Origin of the sequence: Agrococcus sediminis (assembly GCF_007923295.1) — a bacterium.
In the GTDB taxonomy this organism is placed as follows: Bacteria; Actinomycetota; Actinomycetes; order Actinomycetales; family Microbacteriaceae; genus Agrococcus; species Agrococcus sediminis.
Genome location: NZ_VOIR01000012.1, coordinates 254290 through 276054 on the forward strand (window position 1 = coordinate 254290; position 21765 = coordinate 276054).

Below are 21765 nucleotides of genomic sequence, written 5' to 3' on the forward strand. Positions count from 1 at the left end.
CCGCCCCATCAGCGGCCGCGCACGAAGATCGACGAGTGGGGCTGCTCGAGCCCGACGAAGTAGCGCTCGAGGTCGTGGAGCGCCATCCAGGTCGCCGGGCGCGAGCCCGCGAGGTCGCCCTGCTCCTGCATCGTGGCCTGGTACGACCGCCCGTCGTGCGGCACGGGCCCGGCGAACCCGGGCGGCGGCACCCGCACCGTGGTGCGGTGCGCGTCGGCGGCGAGGCTCGGCAGCCTCGGGTCCTCGGCGAGCGGCACCGGGTCGACCGTGCCGTCGCCGCGCCCGTGCTCGAACGCGAGCACGGGGATGTGGCCGCCGATGGCCGTCGCGTCGATGCCCGCTCCCGCCACGACGACCGCGTCGACGTCGTACGCGGCGGTGAAGGCGGGGTCGGCCGCGAGGCGCGCGGCCGTGAGCCCGCCGAGGCTCCACCCCGACAGCAGCACGCTCGCCCCCTGCGGCACGCCCGCCTGGCGCATCGCCTCGACCACCGCACGCTCGAGCTGCGTGGGCCCGTGGCCGAGGGTCGCCGCCACGCCGGCGTGCACGTCGTTGATGGAGGACGAGCCCGGCTTCCACATCTGCGTGCTGGGGATGTGCACGCGCCACACCGTCGCCGCCCCGTCGGTCACCGCGGTCACGGTGACCATCGTCGAGGCGGCCGGGTCGGTGCCCGTCGGTCCGCCGGCGTGCGCGTCGACGCCGCGGTTGTCGGCCTGCAGGCGGGCCAGGTGGTCGCCGAAGCCGCCCGGCTCCCCCGTGCGCGCCGGCTGCGCGCCGCTCCACACGAGCTGCGGCGCGCCCGCGTCGCCGGCGACGAGCCAGTCGGCGAGCCACGGCAGCGTGCCGTGCAGCCAGCCGATCGTGCCGCCGACGAGCGCCGCCTCGAGCGAGCCGGTGGCGACGAGCGTGCGCACGAAGGCCTCGAACCCGCCGCCTGCGACCCACGAGCCGAGGACGAGCAGCGCGAGCCCGCCGATGAGCAGGCCGACGAGCCCCGTCGCCATCACGGCGATCGCGAGCGCGGCCGCGACGACGGCCGCGACGGCGGCGAGGACGATCGCGCCGAGCCACCGGATCGCCTCGACGAGCGCGTCGGCCACCGCCTCGAGCAGGTCGCCGACGGCGCCGCGCACGTCGTCCCACAGCGAGTCGCGCAGCGACGAGCCCGCGACCTCCGCGCGGATGCGGGCCGCCGCATCCGCCGCCGCCCGCTCCTTGCGCTCCCGCGCCAGGGCCCACGCGTCGGCGGCGGCCTCCCGCGCCGCGGCGTGCTGCGCGACGACGCGCTGCTGCTCGGCGACGAGGGCGGCGGCTGCGTCGGCACCGGCGGCCTGGACGGCCAGCCGGTCGCGCTCGGCCGCGGCCGCCGTCGCGGCGGCGTCGGCCGCCCGCCACCGCGCATCCGCCTCGTCGGCCTCGTCCTGCGCGACGCGCAGCTGCTCGGCGTAGTCGACGAGCGCCTCGCCCGCGACGGCGTAGCGCGAGGTCGCGCGCCCGAGCTGCTCGGCGACCTCGCCCGCCGCCTCCCGCACGCGGTCGAACGCCTGCGCCCGGGTGGCCTCCTCGTCGCGGATCGCGTCGAGGTGCGCGATCGCCTGCTCGATCGCGGCGGCGGTGCGGCGGTAGGCGTCGCCGTGGCCCTCGACGACCGGCCACCGCCCCTCGAGCTGCCCGAGGCTCATCCGTCGGCCGCCAGCCGCCGGTCGGCGTGCCGGAAGGCGTCGGCGATCCCGTCGACCGTCGCCGCGAGGCGCTCCGCGGCCTCCTGGAAGCGCTCGCGCGTGTCGTCCCACGTGTCGGCGAAGTCGAGCACCCGCGCGGCGAGCAGCTCGTGGCCGACCGCCTCGGCGACGGCCCCGCTCGTGCGATCGGAGGCGCCCAGCTGCCGGGCCACGTGCTCGAGGTGCGAGACCGCGCCGTCGAGCTCCGCGTAGGAGATGCGGATGTCGGTCATGGAGCCCCCTCGCCTGCGACGCTAGGGAGCGCGGCGCCGGGCGGGAATGGGGAGGACTCCCCATGGCGCGCCTACGGGCGGGGGCGCACCCAGCGCAGCGTCGACGCGCACGCGTCGAACAGCACCCGCATGCCGTCGACGAGCGGGTCGTCTGCCTCGACGTCGAGCGGGCGGGCGAGCGTCGCCGTCAGCTGCAGCGCCGCGCGGCGGTGCGTGCCCGGCATGGGCGTGAGGTAGACCACGGTGAGCACCCGCATCGACTCGTCGCCCATCGACTCGAGCCGGTCGCGCTCGAAGCGCACGATGCGGCGGTCGTCGTCGAGCGCGGTCGCGCCGTACTCGCGGATCGCGTGGCGCACGACGTCGTCGAGCGACACGTCGGGCTGGGCCCGGCGCACCGAGGCGAGGATGGATGCGGGCATCCAGAGCGTGTCGTCGCCCGGCTCGGTGGGGGTGAAGAACGCGCGCACGTCGCCGCGCCGCATGCTCTCGAACGACTCGCGCAGCATCGACTGCGCCTGCGCGAGCAGGTCGGGCCGGTGGGCCTGCATGGCCCGCGCGCGCACGCTCGCCGTCATCGCCTCCTGCTCGGCGCGGTCCGGCCGGTGGCGCGTCCAGCCCGGCGGCAGCTCGAGCTCGAAGTCGGGCTCGGGCGGCGCGCCGAGCGCGGCCCGAAGGTCGGTGTCCTGGCTCATCGGCGTCCCCTCGCCTCGGTGTCGATGCGGTGCAGCGTGCCGAGCTCGGCGCGCTGCGCCCGCTCCCCTGTCTCGGCCGGGATGCGCCCGCGCTCGACGAGCAGCGCGATGGCGCCGTCGCGGTCGGCGCGGATGCGGTCGAGCTCGCTCGCGGGGATCGTCGCGAGGGCGGCGCGGAGGCGATCGCCGTCGTGCGCGCGCTCGGCCGCCTCGCGCTCCGCCGCGCCCGCGTCGACCCGCGAGCCGGCGACGAGCACGAGCACGCCGAGCGCGAGCCCGAGGACGCCGGCGATGAGCACGGGCACGCGCCACGGGCCCGCGTCGGCGACGGCCTGCAGCGCCCCGGCGCTGCTCATCGCCCACGCGGTGAGGCCTGCGAGGACCGCGGTGCCGAAGCCGAGCAGCAGCAGCGTGCCGTGGCGCTCGCGGCGGCCGCGCAGCCACCAGCCGGCGGCCACCGCCTGCACGACGGCGGCGATCGCGAAGCAGGCGCCGGCGATCGGCACCGAGGTGCTCGCGTCCATGCGGTGGAGGCCGAGCGGGTCGCCGAGGATGGCGGCGAGGCCGATGAGCGGGGCGATGAGCGCGAGCAGCGCGGGCAGCATGAGCCACAGGCCCGCCATCCCGCTGCCCTTCGCGGCGGCGACGCGGGCGAGCCCGGCGCCGTCGTCACCCATGTGGGCGAGGGCCTCCGGATGCCGCTGCAGCGCGTACGCCTCGAGGATCCCGAGGCGCGGCTCGGCGGCGGCGGAGAGGTCGTCGGCCCAGGCGAGGGCGCTCTCGTGGCGCAGGCTCACGCGGCACCCTCCTCGAGCGGCCAGCCGGCCTCGTCGGCGACGAACGCCGGGTGCGGCGAGCCGCGGAACGCCGAGCCGTCGGGCCGGTGCACCTCGATGCCGTCGACGAGGTCGCGCAGCCCCGGCATGCACAGCGCCAGCACCTCGGCGAGCGTCGGCTCGACCGACACGACGACGGTCGCCGCGCCGTCGTCGAACGCGTAGAGCACGAAGCCCGCGGCGGCGCCCGGCTGCACGTCGTCGATGGAGGCGGTCGCGCTCACCTGCACGCCGTCGCCGAGCGCCGCGCTCCCGAAGGGCTGCACGGCGGTGCCGGACTCGTGCCAGTCGGGGATCGCGGCGCTGTCGACGACGCGGGCGCGCACGACGGCGAACACGGGCAGCGCGCCCGGCCACACCTGCCACGCGAGCAGGTCGTCGGGGTCGCGCCGCGACAGGCCGGCCTCGAGCAGCACGGGCACCGCGCGGTCGAGCTCGGGCGTCCACCGCTCGCCGAACGCGCGCCGCAGCCCCTCGGAGCGCTCGGCCACCCAGCCGGCGTCGTCGCCGCCCGGCTCGGGCATGCCGAGCCAGCCGGGAGCGGCCGTGCTCGCAGAGATCCGCCACATGTCCGTCACCGCTCGCACCCTCCGTCGCCGCCCGTCGCCGAGCCCTCGCTCACCAGAGGATGTCGAAGGCCGGGAACCGCTTCTTGATCGTCTCATGCCCGCTGAACATCGAGATCCAGCCGTCGTACTTGAGCGGCACGCCCATCAGGCCGTGCATGAGGTCGGATGCGGTGGCGAGCGCGGGGAGGATGCCGGTCGCACCGTCGCTCATCTTCTCGTAGGCGGCGATGTCGCGCCCGGTCAGCAGCCGCGCCATCACGTCGCCGATGCCGTTGGGGTTGTTGCCGGTGACGAACTGGCGCAGGCCCCCGAGCACGCCGCTCGCGCCGCGGCCGTGGAACAGGTAGGCGAAGCCGAGCTCGCGCGCCTGCGAGCCGGCGGCGCTCCATGCCGTCTTGCCGAAGGCGCCGCCGAACATGTCGTCGGCGAAGCTGAACTTGCCGCCGGCGATCTTGCCGAGCTTGCCGAACGGCAGGACGCCGACGATCGCGAGCCCGAGCTGCATCCAGCCGGCGTCGCCGCGCATCTTCTGGTAGATCGTGAGCGCGAGCGCGATCACGCCGATCACGGCGCCGATGAGGGCCAGGATCGGCCCGCCGACGATGATCGCGAGCACGCCCACCACGAGGCCGGCCCAGGCCAGCGCCTTCTGGAGCCCGGCGACGAACCCGTCGACGTTGTCCCAGAAGCCGTCCTTCACCTTGCCCTCGAGCACCTCGCCGATGTCCTTCGCGGCGGTGTCGAACGCGTCCTCCCACGTGTCGTAGTCGGCGTCCCAGCGACCGGCCTCCGCCTCCCACGCCTCGTAGGCGGCGAGCTTCGCGGCGTCCTCCTCGGCCTGCTGCTGCGCCTCGGGGCTGTCGGCCTCCGGCTCGAACCAGCCGCCCGTGCCGCGCGGCTCTACGGAGCCGGGCAGCGACTGGAACGTCGCCCAGAGCGCGGCGCACTCGTCGACGTGCACGGTGATCTTGGGCTGCACGTCGGCGAGCGCCTCCCCGTAGGCGATGAGCACGGGCCCGGTGGGCTCGTAGAGCTCGCCGGCCTCGCGCAGCAGGCCGTAGGTGTCGCCCACCACCTCGCGCAGCTTCTCGACCGCGAGGCCCCGCTGGCCGTCGGCGCCGTCCTTCACCTGCTCGAGCGTGTCGGCGCTCGCGATCATCGACTGGCCGAGCTGCTCGATGCGCTCGCCGCGCTCGACGATGCTGCCGGCGTCGCCCTCGACGTACTCGATCCAGCGGCCCTTGGGCGACTGCGGTCCTGCGTACACCATCTCGGTCTCCTCCGTCGGATCAGGCCGCGGCGTCGGAGGACTCGAGCTTCAGCGCGGCCTCCTGGTCGAACTCGGCGAAGCCCTCGAGCACGCCCTGGACGTGGTCGCGCACCTTGGTCATGTCGCGGGCGAGGTCGACCCGCTTGTCGTTCCAGCGGCTCTCGAAGTCGCCGGCCCGGTCGCGGAGGTCGCCGCGCCCGAACGGGCGCCCGATCGCGGCCTCGAGCTCGCTCGACCGGTCGCCGGCGCTCTCGAGCTCGGTGATGATCTCGTCGAGCTGCATGCGCAGAGCGAGCAGCTCATCGAACGTGATGAGCACGTCGTGCATGATCTCCCCTTGCTCGGCGCGGCAGTCGCGCCCTCCGTCATTCCCAACCTATGCGGGGCCGCCGCGCCCGGCGATGGGGAGGACTCCCCACCCGGTGCGCGCCGCTCCGCTCCGCGTGGAGGGGGCCGACGTCGCCGGCCCCCTCAGCGAGCATCGGCTCAGCTGCCGGCCATCTGCTCGTCGAGCGACTGGATCGCCTGCATCATGCCGCGCAGGGCCTCGCCCATGTCGGAGATGCCCTCGATCGCCTGCTCGAGGCCGGTCGTCAGCTCCTCGTAGCCCTCGCCGAACTTGCCCGACGCGTGCTGCGTCTTGAAGTCCTCGCCCAGCAGGGTGTCGACCTGGCTCTTCAGGTCCTTCAGGACACCCGAGATGTCCTCCTTGCCGGTGTCGAGCTTGCCCGCCACCGACTCCATCTCGGCATAGGAAGCACCGAAATCGCTCATGGCCGTCTCCTCTTCGGATCGTGTTCCGCCGGCCCGACCGGGCCACCTGAGGAAGACTCTACGATTCGCGCGCTGGGAGCGCGATGGGGAGAGGTGCCCACCCGGATCGCCCTGCCCGGACCACGCGGAAGGGGCCCGGCATCGCTGCCGGGCCCCTCGATGCCGCTGCGGTCAGCTGCCGGCCATCTGCTCGTCGAGCGACTGGATCGCCTGCATCATGCCGCGCAGGGCCTCGCCCATGTCGGAGATGCCCTCGATCGCCTGCTCGAGGCCGGTCGTCAGCTCCTCGTAGCCCTCGCCGAACTTGCCCGACGCGTGCTGCGTCTTGAAGTCCTCACCCAGCAGGGTGTCGACCTGGCTCTTCAGGTCCTTCAGGACACCCGAGATGTCCTCCTTGCCGGTGTCGAGCTTGCCCGCCACCGACTCCATCTCCGCATAGGAGGCGCCGAAATCGCTCATGGGTCCGATCCCTTCATCGTTGCCGATCCATGGCCCAGCCGGACCATCCGAGACCCCACGCTACGGAGGGGCCCCTCCCCCATCAATGGGGAGGACTCCCCATGCCCGCGGGCTCGGGCTGCGCCTGCGGGGCGAGCGCGGCGCCCTCCGGCACGAGCGGCAGCTGCACCGTGACCGCGCGGCCCTGCTGCACGAAGATGCCGCGGCCCTCGGGGAAGTCGCCGCGCTTGACCTTCGGGAAGGGCACCTTGAAGACCGAGTCGCCGTCGTAGGCGTCGGGCTTCAGCACGATGCCCTTCCGGCCGGCCTTGAAGTCGCCGATGAAGCCGTACCCGCCCGTCACCTGCGTGATGTCGGCGTCGCCGATCAGCAGGTGGTCGCTGCGGTTGACGGCCTGGAAGAGCGCCTTGAGCGCCCGCTCGGCGTCCGAGTCGGCGAACTGCGGCACGTTCTCGACCACGATCATGATGCGGCCCGGGATCGACTCGTCGCCGACGATCTCGGCGAGCTCGGTCGCGAGCTCCTTCGCGGCATCCGGCTTCGTGACGCTGCGCACCCACGGCCGGAACCCCTCGAGCGCCGACCGGCGCCCCGCGAAGTGGAACAGCCGCACGTCGGGGTCGAACCGCTCCATCGCCACGACCAGCGCGCGCATCGCGTTCGTCTTGCCCGATCCGGGCGGCCCCGCGACGATGAACGTGCCGACCGGGTCGAAGTCGCGCGGCGCGAGCGTGTCCTCGGCGACGCCGAGCACCGGCAGGTCGTCGACGCGGTCCGGCAGCTGCTCGAGCGAGAGCCGCGTGGGCAGCGCCCCGATCTCCTCGACGTCGGGCGCGCCCTGCTCGCGCAGCGCCTGCGCCAGCTGCCCCATGAGCTTCGTCTGCTCGGCCACGTTCGGCGTGCCGCCGAGCGTCGCGACCTGCATCTCGAGGCCGTCGACGATCGCGCGCCCCGGCGCCGACCGGTCGTCGAGCACGTCCTTCGGGGCGCCGACGAGCATGTAGCCCGACTCGTCCGAGAGGCGCAGCACGACGCGGCGCGAGATGTTCGAGCTGACCGCCGTCGGCACCGCGCCTGAGCGGTCGGCGGTGACGACCGCGTGGATGCCGAGCGGCCTGCCCTCGCCGAGGATGCGCATGAAGACCTGGTAGAACGGCGACCTGGCGCTCGTGATCTCCCAGTCGGCCTTGAACTGCGGGAAGTTGTCGAGCAGCAGGAAGATGCGGCTCGTCGACGGGTCGACGAGCTCGCGGTACTCGGTCAGGCTCGCGGCGCTCGCGGCGGCGAAGGCCTTCCCGCGACGGTCGAGCTCGCGGCCGAGCGAGCGCAGCAGCCGCTGCACGCGCTCCGCGTCGTCGCCGGCGATGATCGAGCCGACGTGCGGCAGCACCTCGAGCGACTTCAGCGCACCGGAGGCGAAGTCGAGGCCGTACACCTCGGCGCGGCTCAGCTCCGGCCGGATCCCGGCGGCGATGCCGATCGTCTTCAGCAGCGTCGACTTGCCCGAGCCGGAGGTGCCGTACACGAGCAGCGAGCCGTCGCGGTCGGGGTGGAAGTGCACGGCGTCCTGCCGCTGGCGCTCGGGGATGTCGGCCTTCCCGAGCACGATGCGGCCGTCGCCGTCCTGCGGCAGGTCGCGCAGGTCGACCGTCGTCTCCAGGTCGTCGAGCCACGGGCGGCGGGGCGCCGGGATGCCGGCGAGCCGCGTCGCCTCGATGAGGGTGCGCACCATGCGCTTCTGGTCGTTGGGGCCGAGGTCCTCGTCGTGCGAGTCCGACTCGGGCGCGGCCTCCGGCTCCCAGCGCTGCACCGAGCCGAACCGCAGCTCGGCGACCTTCACGTCGGCGGGCTTCGCCTCGTCGGGACGCGTCCACCCGCCCGCGTAGGCGGACTGGAACGGGACGAGCCGGCCCGGCCCCGTCTTCGCGATGCCGCGGCCGGGGATGGACGGCGGGAACGACGCGGCCACGGGGTCGTCGACGACGTCCTTGGAGTCGGACTCGTCGGCCATGCGCAGCGCCACCCGCAGGTTGGTGTTCGCGCGCAGGTTGTCCTTGATGACGCCGGCGGGCCGCTGCGTGGCCATGATGAGGTGGATGCCGAGCGAGCGGCCGCGCTGCGCGATGTCGACGACGCCGTCGACGAACTCGGGCACCTCGCCCGCGAGCGCCGCGAACTCGTCGATGACGAGCACGAGCGCCGGCGGCGTCTCCGGGTCCTGCCGCTTCTCGAGCTCGAGCAGGTCCTTCGCCTTCTTGCGGTTGAACAGGTGCTCGCGGTGGTGCAGCTCTGCGCGCAGGCTCGTGAGCGCGCGACGCACGAGGTGGGGGCTGAGGTCGGTGACGAGCCCGACGCAGTGCGGCAGCTCGACGCAGTCGGCGAACGCGGAGCCGCCCTTGTAGTCGACGAACAGGAACGTGACGCGGTCGGGGCTGTGCGCCGCCGCCATGCCGAGCACCCAGGCCTGCAGGAACTCCGACTTGCCGGCGCCCGTGGTGCCGCCGACGAGCGCGTGGGGGCCCTGCGTGCGCAGGTCGAGCGTCATCGCGTCCGTCGCGCCCTGGCCCATGATGGCTCGCAGGGTGCCTGCCTTCTTCAGCCGCGGCTTCTGCGCGCCCGAGCGGTCGAGGATCGTGCTGCCCTGCCGCCACCGGTCGACGACCGCGCTCGGGTCCTCGGCGAGCTCGGGCCCGACGAGGTTCAGCAGCATGACGGAGTCGGGGATGTCGGAGGAGTCGTCGATCACGATGCTCGCGTCGACGACGGGCGCGAGGCGCTTCGCGAGCATCTGCATGTAGTCGTTCGAGACGCCCTCGACGGTGACGCCCTCGTAGTCGACGCCCGAGCGCACCGTGCCGACGCGCGCGGCGCCGAGGCCCGCGGAGACGTCGACGAACGAGCGGCAGACGGCCGGCAGCGACTCCACCGTCGGCGCGACGAAGACGCCGTAGACGCCCACCGCCGAGCCGCGCTCGAGGATCTGCGTGAGGCGCGGGCGGTCGACCGGCGCGTCGTTCGTGACGACGAGCACGACCGAGGTCTGGATGCTCGTGACGGTGTCCTTCGCGGCGCGCTCGACGTCGGAGCCGTACCGCATCGGGTCCCACTCCTCGTCGAACGGCGTCTTGCGGTCGGGCGCGGCCTGCTTCGAGCGGCCGAGCACGAGCTCCTCGAGCGCGTTGAGCAGCGCGGCGCCGGCCGTGGCGGAGTCGGCGAGCGGCATCTGGTTGAAGGGGCTCGTCTCGCTCGTGGTGTGCGGCAGCCACTTCATCCACTCGAGCTCGCCCGTCCATTCCGCGTCGCAGATGGCCACGGTCACGACCTCGTTGGGGGCGTGCAGGCCGTACAGCTGCACCGCCAGGCCCCGCAGCGCATCCGCCGCGAGCGACTTGGGGCCCGCCACGCCGATCGAGCCGACCGCCGAGAACGACTCGACGATCGGCACGTCGTCGACGTAGCGGTAGCGCTCGCGCAGGCGCTCGACGCGCTCGATGTACTCGGGCAGGCCGTCCTGCGACTCCTCGTCCTTGATGGAGTTGCGCGACTCGGCGCGGCAGGTGCCGAGCCGCACCGAGAGGAAGTTCCAGTGCTCGGGGCGCCGGGTCCAGAGCATGGGGCCGAGCCGCATCGCGTGCTCGAAGACCTCGGCGACCGGCGGCACCTCGAGGCCGCGCAGCCGCTCCTCGACGGGCTTCTCGCGGTAGAGCGTCTCCTCGAGCTCCTCGTAGCGGGTCTCGAACAGCTGCGTCTCGAGCTTGCGCTTCTGCCCGTTCTGGGTGCGCATGTTGATGAAGTTGCCGAGCAGCATGAGCGGCGTCATGAGCGCGATGATGATCGACCGGGGGTTGTTGGTCATCGCGAACAGCGCGCCGGCGAGCAGGATGGGCGTCACGAGCATCGGCCACGGGAAGAGCCGCTGCACCATCTCCTTCGGCAGCCGCGGACCCTTGTAGGCGGTGCCCGGGTAGCGCGCCTCGACGCGCGGGCTGCGGTTGAACATGAGCGCGCCGCCGCGCTCGAGCACGGGGTCGGGGCCGGATGCGTCGAAGGCGCCCACGAGCGAGACGGCCAGGTCGGAGTCCCCGATGGTGAAGACCGCCCCCGGCACGACCCGCAGGCGGGAGACGAGGCCGCCGTCGACGAGCACGCCGTTCGCCGAGTTGAGGTCGACGACCTCGATGTGCGCGCCCACCTCGATGCGGGCGTGCCGCTTCGACACGAGCGGGTCGGCGAGCACGATGTCGTTCGCGGCGTCGCGGCCGATCGTCGCGTGCCCGCGGGCGAGCTGGAACTCCTGCCCCGCGAGCGGGCCGCGGACGACGCGCAGCACCGCGACCGCCTCGAGCGCGGTGCCTGCGCGGCCGCCCCGCTGCGCCCCGGCGTCGCCGAGGTTCACGACCTGCGTGTGGAATCCGCTGCCGATCGGCGCCTCGGCGATGAGCGCATCGGGCTGGAGCTGCACGAGCGCCTGCTCGGTGGGCGGGGCGACGGCGAGGGTGAGCGTGTCGGCATCGGAGCACGGGATCGAGCGCGCCGGGTCGGCGAGCGCGATCTGCCGCGCCACGTCCTCCACCGTCGCCGTCGAGTCGGCGGTGATGACGACGTCGGTCGCCTCGGTCGCCGGGCGGTGGAGGGTCAGCTTGACCTTCATGCAGGGATCCTCACGGTCAGTCCTGGTCGTCGGCGTCGCGCAGCGCCGGGTCGTCGAGCAGGTCGAGGTCGGCGCGGGTGACGAGCTGCGACGAGACGGCGTACTCGACGAGGCGGGCGCGACGGTTGCTCGCGAGCTTCCCGACACCGCCGCGCAGGCCCTGCACGCCCATCCGATCGAGCTTGTCGCAGACGTTGTCGAGCTTGCGGTTGAAGCGGCTCATCGTCCACCCGAGCCGCTCGGCGGCGGCGCCGCTCGAGGGCAGCTCGCTCACGCCCACCCCGTCGCGGCGCAGCATCGGCTCGGCGAGTGCCACGATGAGCAGCTTCTGCAGCTGCGTCAGGCCCACCGGCATGACCGTGGTCTCGCCCGACGAGCGGCGGCGGTGCTCGGTCGACATCGCGAACGAGGCGTCGTCGCAGTGCAGCCCCAGCTCGTACGTCGTGGGGCCCGCGGTGAAGACGATCGAGCACTCGGAGAACACGATCGGCAGTCGCGCGCCGGGCGAGAGCCACGACTGCACGGCACCGCCGGCGCTCGAGACGGTCGCCGACAGGCGCGAGCCGACGTTCGAGAGCCACCACAGGCCGTCGTGGTGGCGCAGCTCGAGGAACGCGCGGTGCAGGTACTGGTTGTCGTCGACCGTGAGGTCGCCCTCGCGGCCGATCACGAACGGCTTCGCCGGGTCGAGCGTGCACCACTCGCCGGCGAACTCGATCTGCAGCACGGGCGCCTCAGCCATCGACGCACCCCGTCGCGTCGTTCGAGGCGCGCCCGTCGGCCCGCACGAGCCGCACGAGCACGCACGTCTCGCCATCAGGATCGCGCTGCACGGCCACCTCCGGGGTGTTGACGATCGCGGTCACCGGGTCGGCGTCGCTCGGCTCGGTGCGGTACTGGAACGTGTCGCCGTCCTGCGGCTGGGCGTTGACCCAGCGGAACACGACGGTCTCACCGGCGGCCTCGCCGACGACGTTGATCGGCTGCGGCGGCCGCTGCGCGGGCGCCGGCGCGGCGACCGTCGCCGAGGGGTTCCCCGACGGCGGCGGCTCGTCGCCGGCCGCGAGCGCCATCCACACGATGCCGCCGCCGACGAGCACGACGAGCGCGGCGCCGACGATCGCCGCCGTGCGGCGCGGGCCTGGCGCCGCCGGGGCCGGGGCGTCCTGCACGACCGGTGCGGGCGCATCCGCCGCCGCCTGCCCGGGGCGCGGGCGGCGGATCGTGGCGTCGGGGGCGCCGAGCGCGCTCGGCGCCGGCTCGCCCGCGTGCGGGTCGATCGAGACGACCCCGCGGATGCGCGTCGCGCCGCCGTCCTCCTCGTCGACCTCGTCGGCGTCGAGCGAGTCGTCGAGCACGTCGAGCGGCGTCACCGGCAGCGCCATCTCGGCCTCGACCTGCTGCAGCGCGCGACCGAAGGCGACCGCCGACGCGTAGCGGCGCGAGGGGTCGGGGTCCATCGCCGACGCGAGGACCGCCTCGAGGCGCGGGGGCACGTCGTGGCGGGCGAGCGGCGAGATCTCGCCCCGCTGGATGCGGTCGATGAGGTCGACGCTCGTGTTGCTGCCGCCGGGCAGCTCGAACGGCGTGCGGCCCGCGAGCAGCGTCGAGAGCGTGGCGGCGAGCGAGAAGACGTCGGATGCGGGGCTCGACCGAGGCGGATCCTGGAAGGCCTCGGGCGGCGACCACGGGATCGACATGCCGCTCGTGTCGTCGGCGCCGCCGGCGCTCGTCGCGATGCCGAAGTCGGTGAGCGCGGGGCGGTTGTACGCAGTCACGAGGATGTTCGCGGGCTTGATGTCGCGGTGCAGGATGCCCGCCCGGTGCGCGGTCTCGACGGCGCCGGCGATCTGCACGCCGAGCGAGAGCACCTCGGGCACCGCGAACTTGTCGCGCCGGTAGCGCACGCCGAGGTTGGGCTTCGGGCAGTACTCCATCGCGAGGTAGGGGCGGCCGTCGGGCGCGACGGCGGCGCCGTAGATCGTCACGATCGACGGGTGGGTCGACAGCTGCGCCATGACGTTCGCCTCGTGGCGGAAGTTCTCGATGAGCTCGCGGTCGACGGCGTCGGGCAGCAGCACCTTCACGGCCACGCGGCGGGAGGGCAGCAGCTGCTGGTAGAGGAAGACGTCGGCGAAGCCGCCGGAGCCCAGCAGCGAGACGTAGTCGTAGCCGGGCAGCTCGGGCGGGGCCGAGGGCGCGCGCTTCGGGCTCATCGGGTCGTCCCGTCGGGGGCCGCGTCGCCGACCGGCTCGATCGTGAGCACGACGCCGTCGCCGAGGTCGAGGCGGTCGCCGAGCTGCAGGATCGTCGACGCCTCGGGCCGCAGCCGCTGCGGCGCCGAGCCCTCGCGCAGCAGCAGCGTGCCGTTCGTCGAGCTGAGGTCGACGGCGACGATGTTCCAGTCCTCGATGCGCAGCTCGAGGTGGCTGCGCGAGACGTCCTCGCCCGGGCTGTCGACGGTCACGAGGCGCGGCACGCGGCCGTCCTCGACCCGGCGGGAGCGCGGGCGGCGGCCGACGACCACGCCGCGGCCGAGCGGCACGCGCTCGCCGGAGGGCAGCACGGCGACCGCGACCTCGGGCCGGCGGCGCTGCGCGGCGGAGCTCTCGTCGACGCGCGCGCCGCACTGGGCGCAGTGCGCCGTGCCGGGCGCGTTCACGTGGCCGCGCGGGCACAGGGTCGAGAGCACGAGCGGTCCGGTGGCGGGCGCCGGCTCGCGAGCGCCGCCCTCGGCCCGCTCGGCCTGCAGCCGGCGCGCCTGCTCGGCGGTGATCGTCATGCCGTCGTGGTCGCCGGCGGCCGCGGGCGGGAGCACCGGCTCGGGCGCGGATGCGGCGGCGGGTGTCGAGGGCTCGGCCGCGCGTGCGGGCGGTGAGGGCTCGGGGATCGCCCGCACGTCGACCGCGGGCCGGATGAAGCCCGGCACGGAGTCGATGAGGCCGCCGATCGGGTTGCCCGTGTCGGCGGGGACGTCGGCCGCTGCGCGATCCTCGTCCGGCGCGGGCGGCGTCAGCGCGGGGGCGGGGGCCGGCGCGGGGGCGGGGGCCGGCGTCGGCGCGGGAGCCGGCGCGGGCATGGGCGCCGTCTGCCCGAACGCACCCGCCGCCGGCGCGGGCGCGGGCTCCGGCGCGGCGTCCGCCGCCGGCAGCGCGGGCTCGGGCTCGACGACCGGCGCGACGCGCACGGCGGCGACGCGGACGACGCCGCCGTCGAACGGGAGCGTCGCGGCGTCGAGCGCCGCGAGGCCGCCCGCGGCCACCGCCTCGTCGGGCCGCAGCGCATCCGCCGCCCACTCGGCGCCGAACCGGTCGGGCAGCGCGGCCTCGGCGGTCGTCGCCGGCACGCCGAGGCGGCGCAGCAGCGTGCGCTCGCCCGGCAGGTCGACGAGGCCCAGGAGCGCGGCGGGCTCGACGTCGAGCACCGCGCGGAGGTCGTCCACCGACTCGACCGCGGCCGCGGCGTCGTGCAGCGCCCGCGCCCGTACGGGCGGCAGGTCGCGCTCGCAGACCAGCACCACGCGGCCGGCCGCGACGCACCAGGCCTCGCCGGGCGCGTACTCGATGCGTGCGCTCATCGCAGCGCCTCCCTCGGGATCGTGTCGTCGACCGACTGCGCGTGCGTGTCGTGCAGGTCGCCGTCGGCGAGGGCGACGGCGTCGACGTCGACGACCACCACCGAGACGTTGTCGGGCGCGCCGGCGTCGAGGGCGCGGCGCAGCAGCAGCGCCGCGGCGGCGGCGGGCGAGGCGACGTCGCCGAGGATCTCGGCGATCTCGTCGTCCTCGACCTCGCCGGTGAGCCCGTCCGAGCAGACGAGCAGGCGCTGCCCGCGCTCGGCGGGGCGCAGCCACACGTCTGCGGCCTGGCGCTCGCCGGGCCCGAGGGCGCGCGTGATGACGTTGCGGTGCGGGTGGCTGCGGGCCTCGGCGCGGCGGAGGGCGCCTGCCTCGACGAGCTCCTGCACGACGGAGTGGTCGACCGTCACCTGCTGCAGCGCGCCCTGCTCGAAGAGGTAGGTGCGCGAGTCGCCGATGTTGAGCACGAGCCAGTGGGCGACGCCGTCGACGTCGACGAGCACCGAGCCCGTGAGCGTCGTGCCGCCGATCGGCTCGCCGAGCGCGCGCGTGCGCACGTCGTCGAAGGCGCGCTCCACCGCCTCCTCGACGCACGCGACGTCGGCGAGCGTGCGGCCCTTGAGGCTGCGGAACGCCTCGACCGCGAGCGCGCTCGCGACGTCGCCGGAGGCGTGGCCGCCCATGCCGTCGGCGACGAGGAAGACCGGGAAGGAGGCGAAGACGGAGTCCTCGTTGACCGTGCGGCGCGCGCCGGGGTGGGTGGCGCCCGCCCAGCGCAGCGCGATCGACGGGTGGCTGAAGCGGAACTCGCCGACGGCGCTCACGCGAACCCCTCCACCGTCACGGTGCGGTCGCCGAACCGCACGACGTCGCCGGGCACGAGCGCGAACGGCGCACCCGGCGCGAGCGGGTGCTCGACACCGCCGCGCACGACGCTCGAGCCGTTCGTCGACGCGCGGTCGACCGCCGCGAGCGGCGCCGCGGTGATGAGCAGGTGGGTCTTCGAGATCGAGCGCGTGTCGTCGGCGATCGGCAGCAGGTGCTCGACGACCTCGCCGGCGGCCGGCGCGGGGTTGCGCCCGATGAGCGCGGCGCCCGTGATGGCGAACCGGTCGCCGCTGTCGAACGCGAGCGTCGCGACAGCCGCGCGGGTCGACGCCCGCGCGCGCGTGGCGCCGAGGTCGTCGTCTGCCTCGACGACCTCCACGCGGCGCACGGTGCGGTCGTCGATGCCCTCGTCCGAGCCGTCGTCGAAGCCGCCGTCGAGATCCGGCTCGATGATCGTGTGCTCGTCGATCGGGCCCGACGGCGCGGGGGCGGGGTGCGTCGGCGGGGCGACCGGACGGCTCGCGGCCGGGGCCGGGCGGCCGCCGGGCACGCTGTCGACGATGCCGCCGAGGCCCTCGCCGGCGCCGGGCGAGGGCGAGGAGGGTGCGATGGGGCGCGCGGCGCCGCTCAGCTCGCCCGGCCGGTACCCGCCGAGGCGGGCCCCGCCCGCCGGCATGCCCGGCACGGTGTGGCTGGGCGCGGGCTCCGTCGGCTGCGCGCCGATGCCGACGGCGTCGCCGCCGGGCTGCTGGGGGCGCGCGGCGCCCACGACGCCGGAGCTCGTGCGGGCGCCGGGCCGGTAGGCCTGCGCGAGCCGGTCGGCGGGGGTCGCGAGCGACGGCAGCTGCGACTTGGCCGCCTCCGGCTCGGCGGCGATCGTCTTCCGCGCGATGCGCATCTTCTTGTCGTGGTACGGATCCAGCCCGTCGCGGACATCCACGAACCAGGTGCGGCCGACCTTGTCGAGCCAGCCCCTGCCTCGCTTCTCGCTGTCGAGCAGCGGCGAGGCGAGGAAGAGCGCGGTGCCGAGCACGGGCAGCGCGCTGCTCGCCCACAGCACGAGCGCGCGCAGCAGCGCCCTGCCGACCCCGGGCCGCTGCAGCGTCGCCACGTTGACGCTGCGGATGCCGACGAAGGCCTTGCCGAGGGTCACGCCCCTGCGGCCGTGCAGCACGATCTGGACGATCGAGAACGCGGTGGCGAGGACGGCCGAGACGACGGTCGCGACCACCATCCACACGAAGTCCGGGTGCGACACGAGCCCGTAGGGCTGCAGCGAGCCCGTGACGACCTTCAGCACCGTCGGCAGCGCGACGATCCAGAACGGCAGGTGCACGAGCGCGAAGACGGCGAGGTCGATGGCCGAGGCGAGCGCGCGGCGCCCGAAGGGGGCGGGGCGCAGCCCGAGCGCGGCGGCGTACTCGGGGTCGGGCCGGCCCGACTCGTCGAGCCCCTCGACGACCGTCCTGCCCTCGTCGATCTCCCAGATCATCGTCGCCTCCGCTCCTGCCTGCGCCTCGCGAACGACCGCAGCGAGAGCGTGCTCAGCAGGCGTCGCCGCGGCGTCGCCTCCGAGCGCATGCCCTTGACGCTGCGCTCCACGTCCGCCCAGAACGCATCCACGTCATCCCGGGCCGGCTCGCCCGGTCCGAAGACGCCCTCGTCGACGAAGTCGCCGATGGCCGTCGCCCTCGACCGAGGGTAGCGATCCTCCACGACCCCGGCGACCTCGCGGCGGGTGACGCCGGCGGGGATGGGCAGGCCCAGGTCGACCGCGTGGTCGACGACCTCGTGCCAGCCGCCCGAGAGGCGGTCGCTCTCGCGCTCGGCGCGGAAGCGCCGCTTCCTCCGCGCGGCCTTCAGCGCGCCGACGACGAAGAAGGGCAGCAGGAGCAGCAGGAGCAGCAGCAGCACGCCGCCCGCGATCCAGAGCCAGATCCCCCACGAGGCGTCCTCGACCTCCTCGTCGTCCTCCTGGCCCTCGTCGGCGACCGTGTCGGGCGAGAGCTCGGCCGGCTCCTCCGGCGGCTGCGGCGGCTGCAGCACCTGCGGCTTGGGCTGCGGCTGCGGCTCGGGCTCCGGCTGGATGCTGTCGTTGTCCTCGGGCGGCGTGGGGTCGAACCGCACCCAGCCGTAGCCCTCGAACGGGATCTCGACCCACGCGTGCATGTCGCCGCCGGTGAGCTCGACCGGCTCGTCGCCGCCCGTGAAGCCGTCGTCCGGGTAGAGGCCCATCACGACGCGCGAGGGCACGTTGATGCGCGAGAGCGCGAGCGCGAACGCGGTCGCGTACTGCTCGTCGTCGCCGAGCAGCACCTCCTGGTCGAACATCGACTGGATGCGGGATGCGCCGTGGCCGGCGAGCGAGGGGAAGTCGCCCTCGAGGCCGTGGCTGAAGGCGCCGCTCGTCATCAGCCGCTGCATCTCGAGGATGTTCTCGAACTGGTTCTGGCCGGTCGCGCCGCGCTCGTTGACCCACGCCTGCAGCAGGTCGGGCACGACCGCGGGCTCCGGCACCTCGACGCTCGTGATCGCGACGCCCTCGAGCTCGTCGATGTCGGGCTGCTCGGGCACGATCGCCTCGAGCGTGTAGGCGTCGCCGGCGGCGAGCCCGTCGAGCGCGATCGCGGTGCCGGTCTGGCCGTTGTAGTGCAGCGAGCCCTGCAGCTCGCCGGCGCGCGGTCCGTCGAAGCGCAGCGACTGCGTGTAGCCGACGCCCGGCACCCAGATGCCCGAGTACGCCTGCAGGTCGACCCGCACCTCGACCGGGTCGCCCGACTGCTGCACGAGCACCTCGTCGCCGATGCGCGCGAACGAGCCGGAGCCGCTGGTCTGCTGCGCGCCGGCGACGGCGAAGACGGTGCCGTCGTAGTAGTCGAACGTGGCGATGCGCAGCCGCCCGTCCTCGGGCATGCCGCGGACGGTGAGGAGCGCCTCCTCGTCGAAGTTCTTGTGCCAGTCGCGGAAGCCGGCGAGCGGGCTCGGGTGCTCGGCGAGCTCGATGGGCGGCTCGACGACGTCGCGCAGCACGGCGCGGCTCTGCGGCTGGATCGGGATGCTCACGAGCGCAGCGACCGCCATGGCGGCGGCGATCATCGCGATCGCGCCGCGCGACCGCTGCCGGCGCGCGCGCACCCGGTGGCGCGTGTCGTTCGTGACCTCGACCTCGTCGTTGAGCCCGGTGCGCCACGACGCCCGGCGCCAGGCCCACCAGGCGACGACGACGCCCGCCACGACCACGCCGAGCGCGATCGGCCAGAAGGCGATCTTGGTGCCGAAGGCGATGCCGACGACGAGCGCGAGGAGCCCCGGGAGCATCGCGAGGGGCGCGCCCCGGCGCAGCCGCAGGGCGAGCACCGTCGCGAGCGTCGCGCACACGAGCATCGTGAGGAACGGCACCACGAGGAGGCTCGGGAAGCCCTCGGCGGGCGGCTCGGCGGTCAGCAGGCCCTTCCACGAGTAGACGACGCCGAGCAGCAGCTCGCGCCACGCCTCGAGCGTCGGGAGCACGCCGAACAGGGTGCTGCGCGGCACCGCGAGCGCGGGCCCCAGCACGATGAGCGCCAGCACGACGCCCGCGGCGGTCATGAGCCAGCTGCGCAGCGGCCGCAGGCTCGTCGCGACGCCCACGGCGATGCCGGCCAGCGCGCCGCCGATGCCGGCGACGAGGTACGCGTGGCCGCCGAAGACCGGCCCGAACGAGAGCGTCGCCGCGACCATGACGAGCAGCACGGCGCCGCAGTCGATCGCTGCCTGCACCGGCGTGCGCGGCAGGAGCTGGTCGCGGCTCACTGGAGCGCCACCCCCCGCATCACGCGCGGCAGGTCGCTGACCGAGCCGATGGTCGCGAGCGCGACGTCGCCGATGGGCCGGAGCTTGGGGCTCGCGCCCCGCACGACGGTGAAGACGATGACGCGCGCCTGCGTCGGCAGCAGCGTGCGCGCGCGGCGCACGAGCATGGGGTCGACGTTCGCGCCGGCGTGCAGCATGACGACGGATGCCCCGGCGTGCTGCCGCGCGATCGTCGCGGCGAGGTCGAGGAAGCGGTCGTGGCGCGGCGACCACTCGACGCCCGAGAGCGCGTCGAGCAGCCGCTTGCCGGTCGTCGCCGGCAGCGTGCGGCGCGAGGTCTGCACCACGACATCCATCTCGTCGCGCACCGCCTGCAGGCCGAGCGAGCCGAGGATCGAGATGGCGGTCTCGAACTCCTGCGGGTCGGCGTAGTCGTCGGGGCTCGTCGAGAGCCCGAGCGCGAGCACGCTCCGCCGGGTCTGCTCGAACTGGCGCACCATGAGCTGGCCGGTGCGGGCGGAGGACTTCCAGTGGATGTAGCGGCGGTCGTCGCCCGCGACGTAGTCGCGCAGCGCGTGGAACGCGATGTCGCTGCTCGTGAGGTCGCGGGTGGTGATGCCCTCGAGGTCGCGGATGAGGCCGGGCGCGGTCTCGTCGAGCTGCACCGTCTTCGGGTGGACGAAGAGCTCGACCGGATCGGTCCACTTCACCTGCCGTCGCAGCAGCCCCACGGGGTCGCCGCGCACCGAGCGCACGGGGCCGACCTGCAGGATCGTGCGGCGGCTCGTCGGGATCGCGAAGACGTCCTCGTGCACGTCGCCCGGCTGCATGCGCGGCAGGTGGAACGAGGCGAGCGCCTTCCCGACGGGCACCTCGATCGTCGCGGGCAGCAGCGGCTTCGTCGAGGCGGCGTGGATCTCGATCCGGCCGAGCGCCCGCTCGCCGACGACGACGCGCGTGTAGGCGAGGTCGAGCTCGATGCGGTACCGGTTGCGCCCGACGATGAAGCCGATGCCGCCGACGAGCAGCAGCGCCCCGGCGATGCCGATGACGATGAGCTCCTTCCAGCCGAGCCCGATGCCCGCGACGAGCGCGACGGCCGTGCCGACGAGCACCGCCCAGCCGAAGCCGGTGATCGGCTCGAGCACGGGGCACACCCGCACGCGCAGCCACCGCACCGCCTGCCGCCACCACGCCGAGACGACCGACTCGTCGCCCACGACCGCGTCGAGCGCGCGCTGCAGCGGCGTGCGGTCGCGCAGCGCTGCGCGGCGCAGCCGGGTGGTGCCGGATGCGCCGGTGTCGGCGACGCCGGCGATGTCGGTGTCAGGTGGGGGCGCGGTCGACGTCGCCCGCTCGGGCGCCGTCGTCATGCAGCGTGCTGCCGGTCCTGCGGCGCGGCGACGTCGGCGATGGCCCGGTCGATGATGCGGTCGCCGGTGACGCCCGAGAACTCGGCCTCGGGGTCGATGACGATGCGGTGCGCCCACACCGACTGCGCGAGCTCCTTGACGTCGTCGGGCAGCACGAACGCGCGGCCCTTCGACGCGGCCCACACCTTGACCGCGCGCATGAGCGCCATCGCGCCGCGCACCGAGACGCCCAGGCGCGTGTCCTTCGACTCGCGGGTGTGCTCCGAGAGCTGCGCGACGTAGTCGAGCACGGCGTGGTCGACGTGCACCGTCGAGGCGAGGTCGATCATCTCGGCGATCGCACCGGTGGTGATCACGGGCTGCACGCCGGCGGATGCGTTGCGGTTCGAGGCGCCGGCGAGGATGCGGACCGTCTGCTCGCGGCCGGGGTAGCCGATCGACGTCTTCATGAGGAAGCGGTCGAGCTGCGCCTCGGGCAGGCGGTAGGTGCCGGCCTGCTCGATCGGGTTCTGCGTCGCGATGACCATGAACGGGCGGCCGACCGAGTAGGGGGTGCCGTCGACGGTCACGCGGCCCTCCTCCATCACCTCGAGCAGCGCCGACTGGGTCTTCGGGCTCGCGCGGTTGATCTCGTCGGCGAGCACGATCGAGGCGAAGATCGGGCCCTTGTGGAACTCGAACTCGCCGGTCTTCTGGTCGTAGACGGTGACGCCGGTGACGTCGGAGGGCAGCAGGTCGGGCGTGAACTGGATGCGGTGGTTCGTGCCCTGCACGGTCGCCGCCATCGACTTCGCCAGCTGCGTCTTGCCCGTGCCGGGCGCGTCCTCGAGCAGCAGGTGGCCCTCGGCGAGCATCGCGGTGAACGCGAGCCGGATGACGTCGTCCTTGCCGAGCACGACGCCGCCGACGGTGTCGACGAGTCGGGTGAACGTCTCGGCGAACCACGCCGCCTGCTCTCGGGTCATCGGTGCGCTCATGCTTCTC

General features: G+C 74.4%; 18 protein-coding genes. All 18 read right to left on the minus strand.

Features of this window, described 5'->3' with window-relative positions:
- Positions 1 to 8 precede the first annotated feature (8 nt).
- Positions 9 to 1685 carry a hypothetical protein gene (locus tag FQ330_RS04940; RefSeq protein ID WP_146355699.1) on the minus strand — a complete coding sequence of 559 codons (1677 nt, stop codon included), beginning with the start codon at positions 1683 to 1685 and terminating at the stop codon, positions 9 to 11.
- Positions 1682 to 1957: a hypothetical protein gene (locus tag FQ330_RS04945; protein ID WP_146355701.1), complete on the minus strand. Its 276-nt coding sequence runs from the start codon at positions 1955 to 1957 to the stop codon at positions 1682 to 1684. Before FQ330_RS04945 ends, FQ330_RS04940 begins: the two co-directional genes overlap by 4 nt.
- A 71-nt stretch (positions 1958 to 2028) precedes the next feature.
- Positions 2029 to 2652, minus strand: a complete 624-nt coding sequence (locus FQ330_RS04950) for a protein TPRXL (protein WP_146355703.1) — start codon at positions 2650 to 2652, stop codon at positions 2029 to 2031.
- Positions 2649 to 3449 (minus strand): hypothetical protein, encoded by an 801-nt coding sequence (locus FQ330_RS04955; protein WP_192575847.1) that lies wholly within the window; start codon positions 3447 to 3449, stop codon positions 2649 to 2651. The genes FQ330_RS04950 and FQ330_RS04955 overlap by 4 nt, the downstream gene beginning before the upstream one ends.
- Positions 3446 to 4066 carry a hypothetical protein gene (locus tag FQ330_RS13250; RefSeq protein ID WP_192575848.1) on the minus strand — a complete coding sequence of 207 codons (621 nt, stop codon included), beginning with the start codon at positions 4064 to 4066 and terminating at the stop codon, positions 3446 to 3448. The genes FQ330_RS04955 and FQ330_RS13250 overlap by 4 nt, the downstream gene beginning before the upstream one ends.
- A gap of 40 nt (positions 4067 to 4106) precedes the next feature.
- A complete protein-coding gene (locus FQ330_RS04960) occupies positions 4107 to 5327 on the minus strand; it encodes a hypothetical protein (RefSeq protein WP_128189933.1) in 1221 nt (406 codons plus the stop codon).
- 19 nt (positions 5328 to 5346) lie between these two features.
- Positions 5347 to 5655, minus strand: coding sequence for a flagellar protein FlgN (locus FQ330_RS04965; RefSeq protein ID WP_128189932.1), 309 nt, complete (start codon positions 5653 to 5655; stop codon positions 5347 to 5349).
- Positions 5656 to 5813: 158 nt separating this feature from the next.
- Positions 5814 to 6101, minus strand: a complete 288-nt coding sequence (locus tag FQ330_RS04970) for a WXG100 family type VII secretion target (RefSeq protein ID WP_128189931.1) — start codon at positions 6099 to 6101, stop codon at positions 5814 to 5816.
- Positions 6102 to 6272: 171 nt separating this feature from the next.
- Positions 6273 to 6560 carry a WXG100 family type VII secretion target gene (locus FQ330_RS04975; RefSeq protein ID WP_128189931.1) on the minus strand — a complete coding sequence of 96 codons (288 nt, stop codon included), beginning with the start codon at positions 6558 to 6560 and terminating at the stop codon, positions 6273 to 6275.
- Between the two features lie 82 nt (positions 6561 to 6642).
- Entirely contained in the window at positions 6643 to 11211 is a 4569-nt protein-coding gene (locus tag FQ330_RS04980) for an FtsK/SpoIIIE domain-containing protein (RefSeq protein WP_146355707.1), read from the minus strand.
- 16 nt (positions 11212 to 11227) lie between these two features.
- The gene (locus tag FQ330_RS04985; protein WP_225792694.1) at positions 11228 to 11953 is read right to left on the minus strand and encodes an FHA domain-containing protein; all 726 of its coding nucleotides are present in this window, start codon (positions 11951 to 11953) and stop codon (positions 11228 to 11230) included.
- On the minus strand, positions 11946 to 13427 hold the full coding sequence (locus FQ330_RS04990) for a serine/threonine-protein kinase (RefSeq protein WP_146355709.1): 1482 nt from the start codon (positions 13425 to 13427) through the stop codon (positions 11946 to 11948). The genes FQ330_RS04985 and FQ330_RS04990 overlap by 8 nt, the downstream gene beginning before the upstream one ends.
- Positions 13424 to 14788: an FHA domain-containing protein gene (locus FQ330_RS04995; protein ID WP_146355711.1), complete on the minus strand. Its 1365-nt coding sequence runs from the start codon at positions 14786 to 14788 to the stop codon at positions 13424 to 13426. Before FQ330_RS04995 ends, FQ330_RS04990 begins: the two co-directional genes overlap by 4 nt.
- Complete coding sequence (locus FQ330_RS13255; RefSeq protein WP_192575849.1) at positions 14785 to 15612, minus strand: PP2C family protein-serine/threonine phosphatase; 828 nt, start codon at positions 15610 to 15612, stop codon at positions 14785 to 14787. Before FQ330_RS13255 ends, FQ330_RS04995 begins: the two co-directional genes overlap by 4 nt.
- Positions 15609 to 17108 (minus strand): RDD family protein, encoded by a 1500-nt coding sequence (locus FQ330_RS05005; RefSeq protein WP_146355713.1) that lies wholly within the window; start codon positions 17106 to 17108, stop codon positions 15609 to 15611. Before FQ330_RS05005 ends, FQ330_RS13255 begins: the two co-directional genes overlap by 4 nt.
- Entirely contained in the window at positions 17105 to 19408 is a 2304-nt protein-coding gene (locus FQ330_RS05010) for a transglutaminase family protein (protein ID WP_146355715.1), read from the minus strand. The genes FQ330_RS05005 and FQ330_RS05010 overlap by 4 nt, the downstream gene beginning before the upstream one ends.
- Positions 19405 to 20781 carry a DUF58 domain-containing protein gene (locus FQ330_RS05015; protein ID WP_146355717.1) on the minus strand — a complete coding sequence of 459 codons (1377 nt, stop codon included), beginning with the start codon at positions 20779 to 20781 and terminating at the stop codon, positions 19405 to 19407. Before FQ330_RS05015 ends, FQ330_RS05010 begins: the two co-directional genes overlap by 4 nt.
- Positions 20778 to 21758, minus strand: coding sequence for an AAA family ATPase (locus FQ330_RS05020; protein WP_225792695.1), 981 nt, complete (start codon positions 21756 to 21758; stop codon positions 20778 to 20780). The genes FQ330_RS05015 and FQ330_RS05020 overlap by 4 nt, the downstream gene beginning before the upstream one ends.
- Positions 21759 to 21765 lie beyond the last annotated feature (7 nt).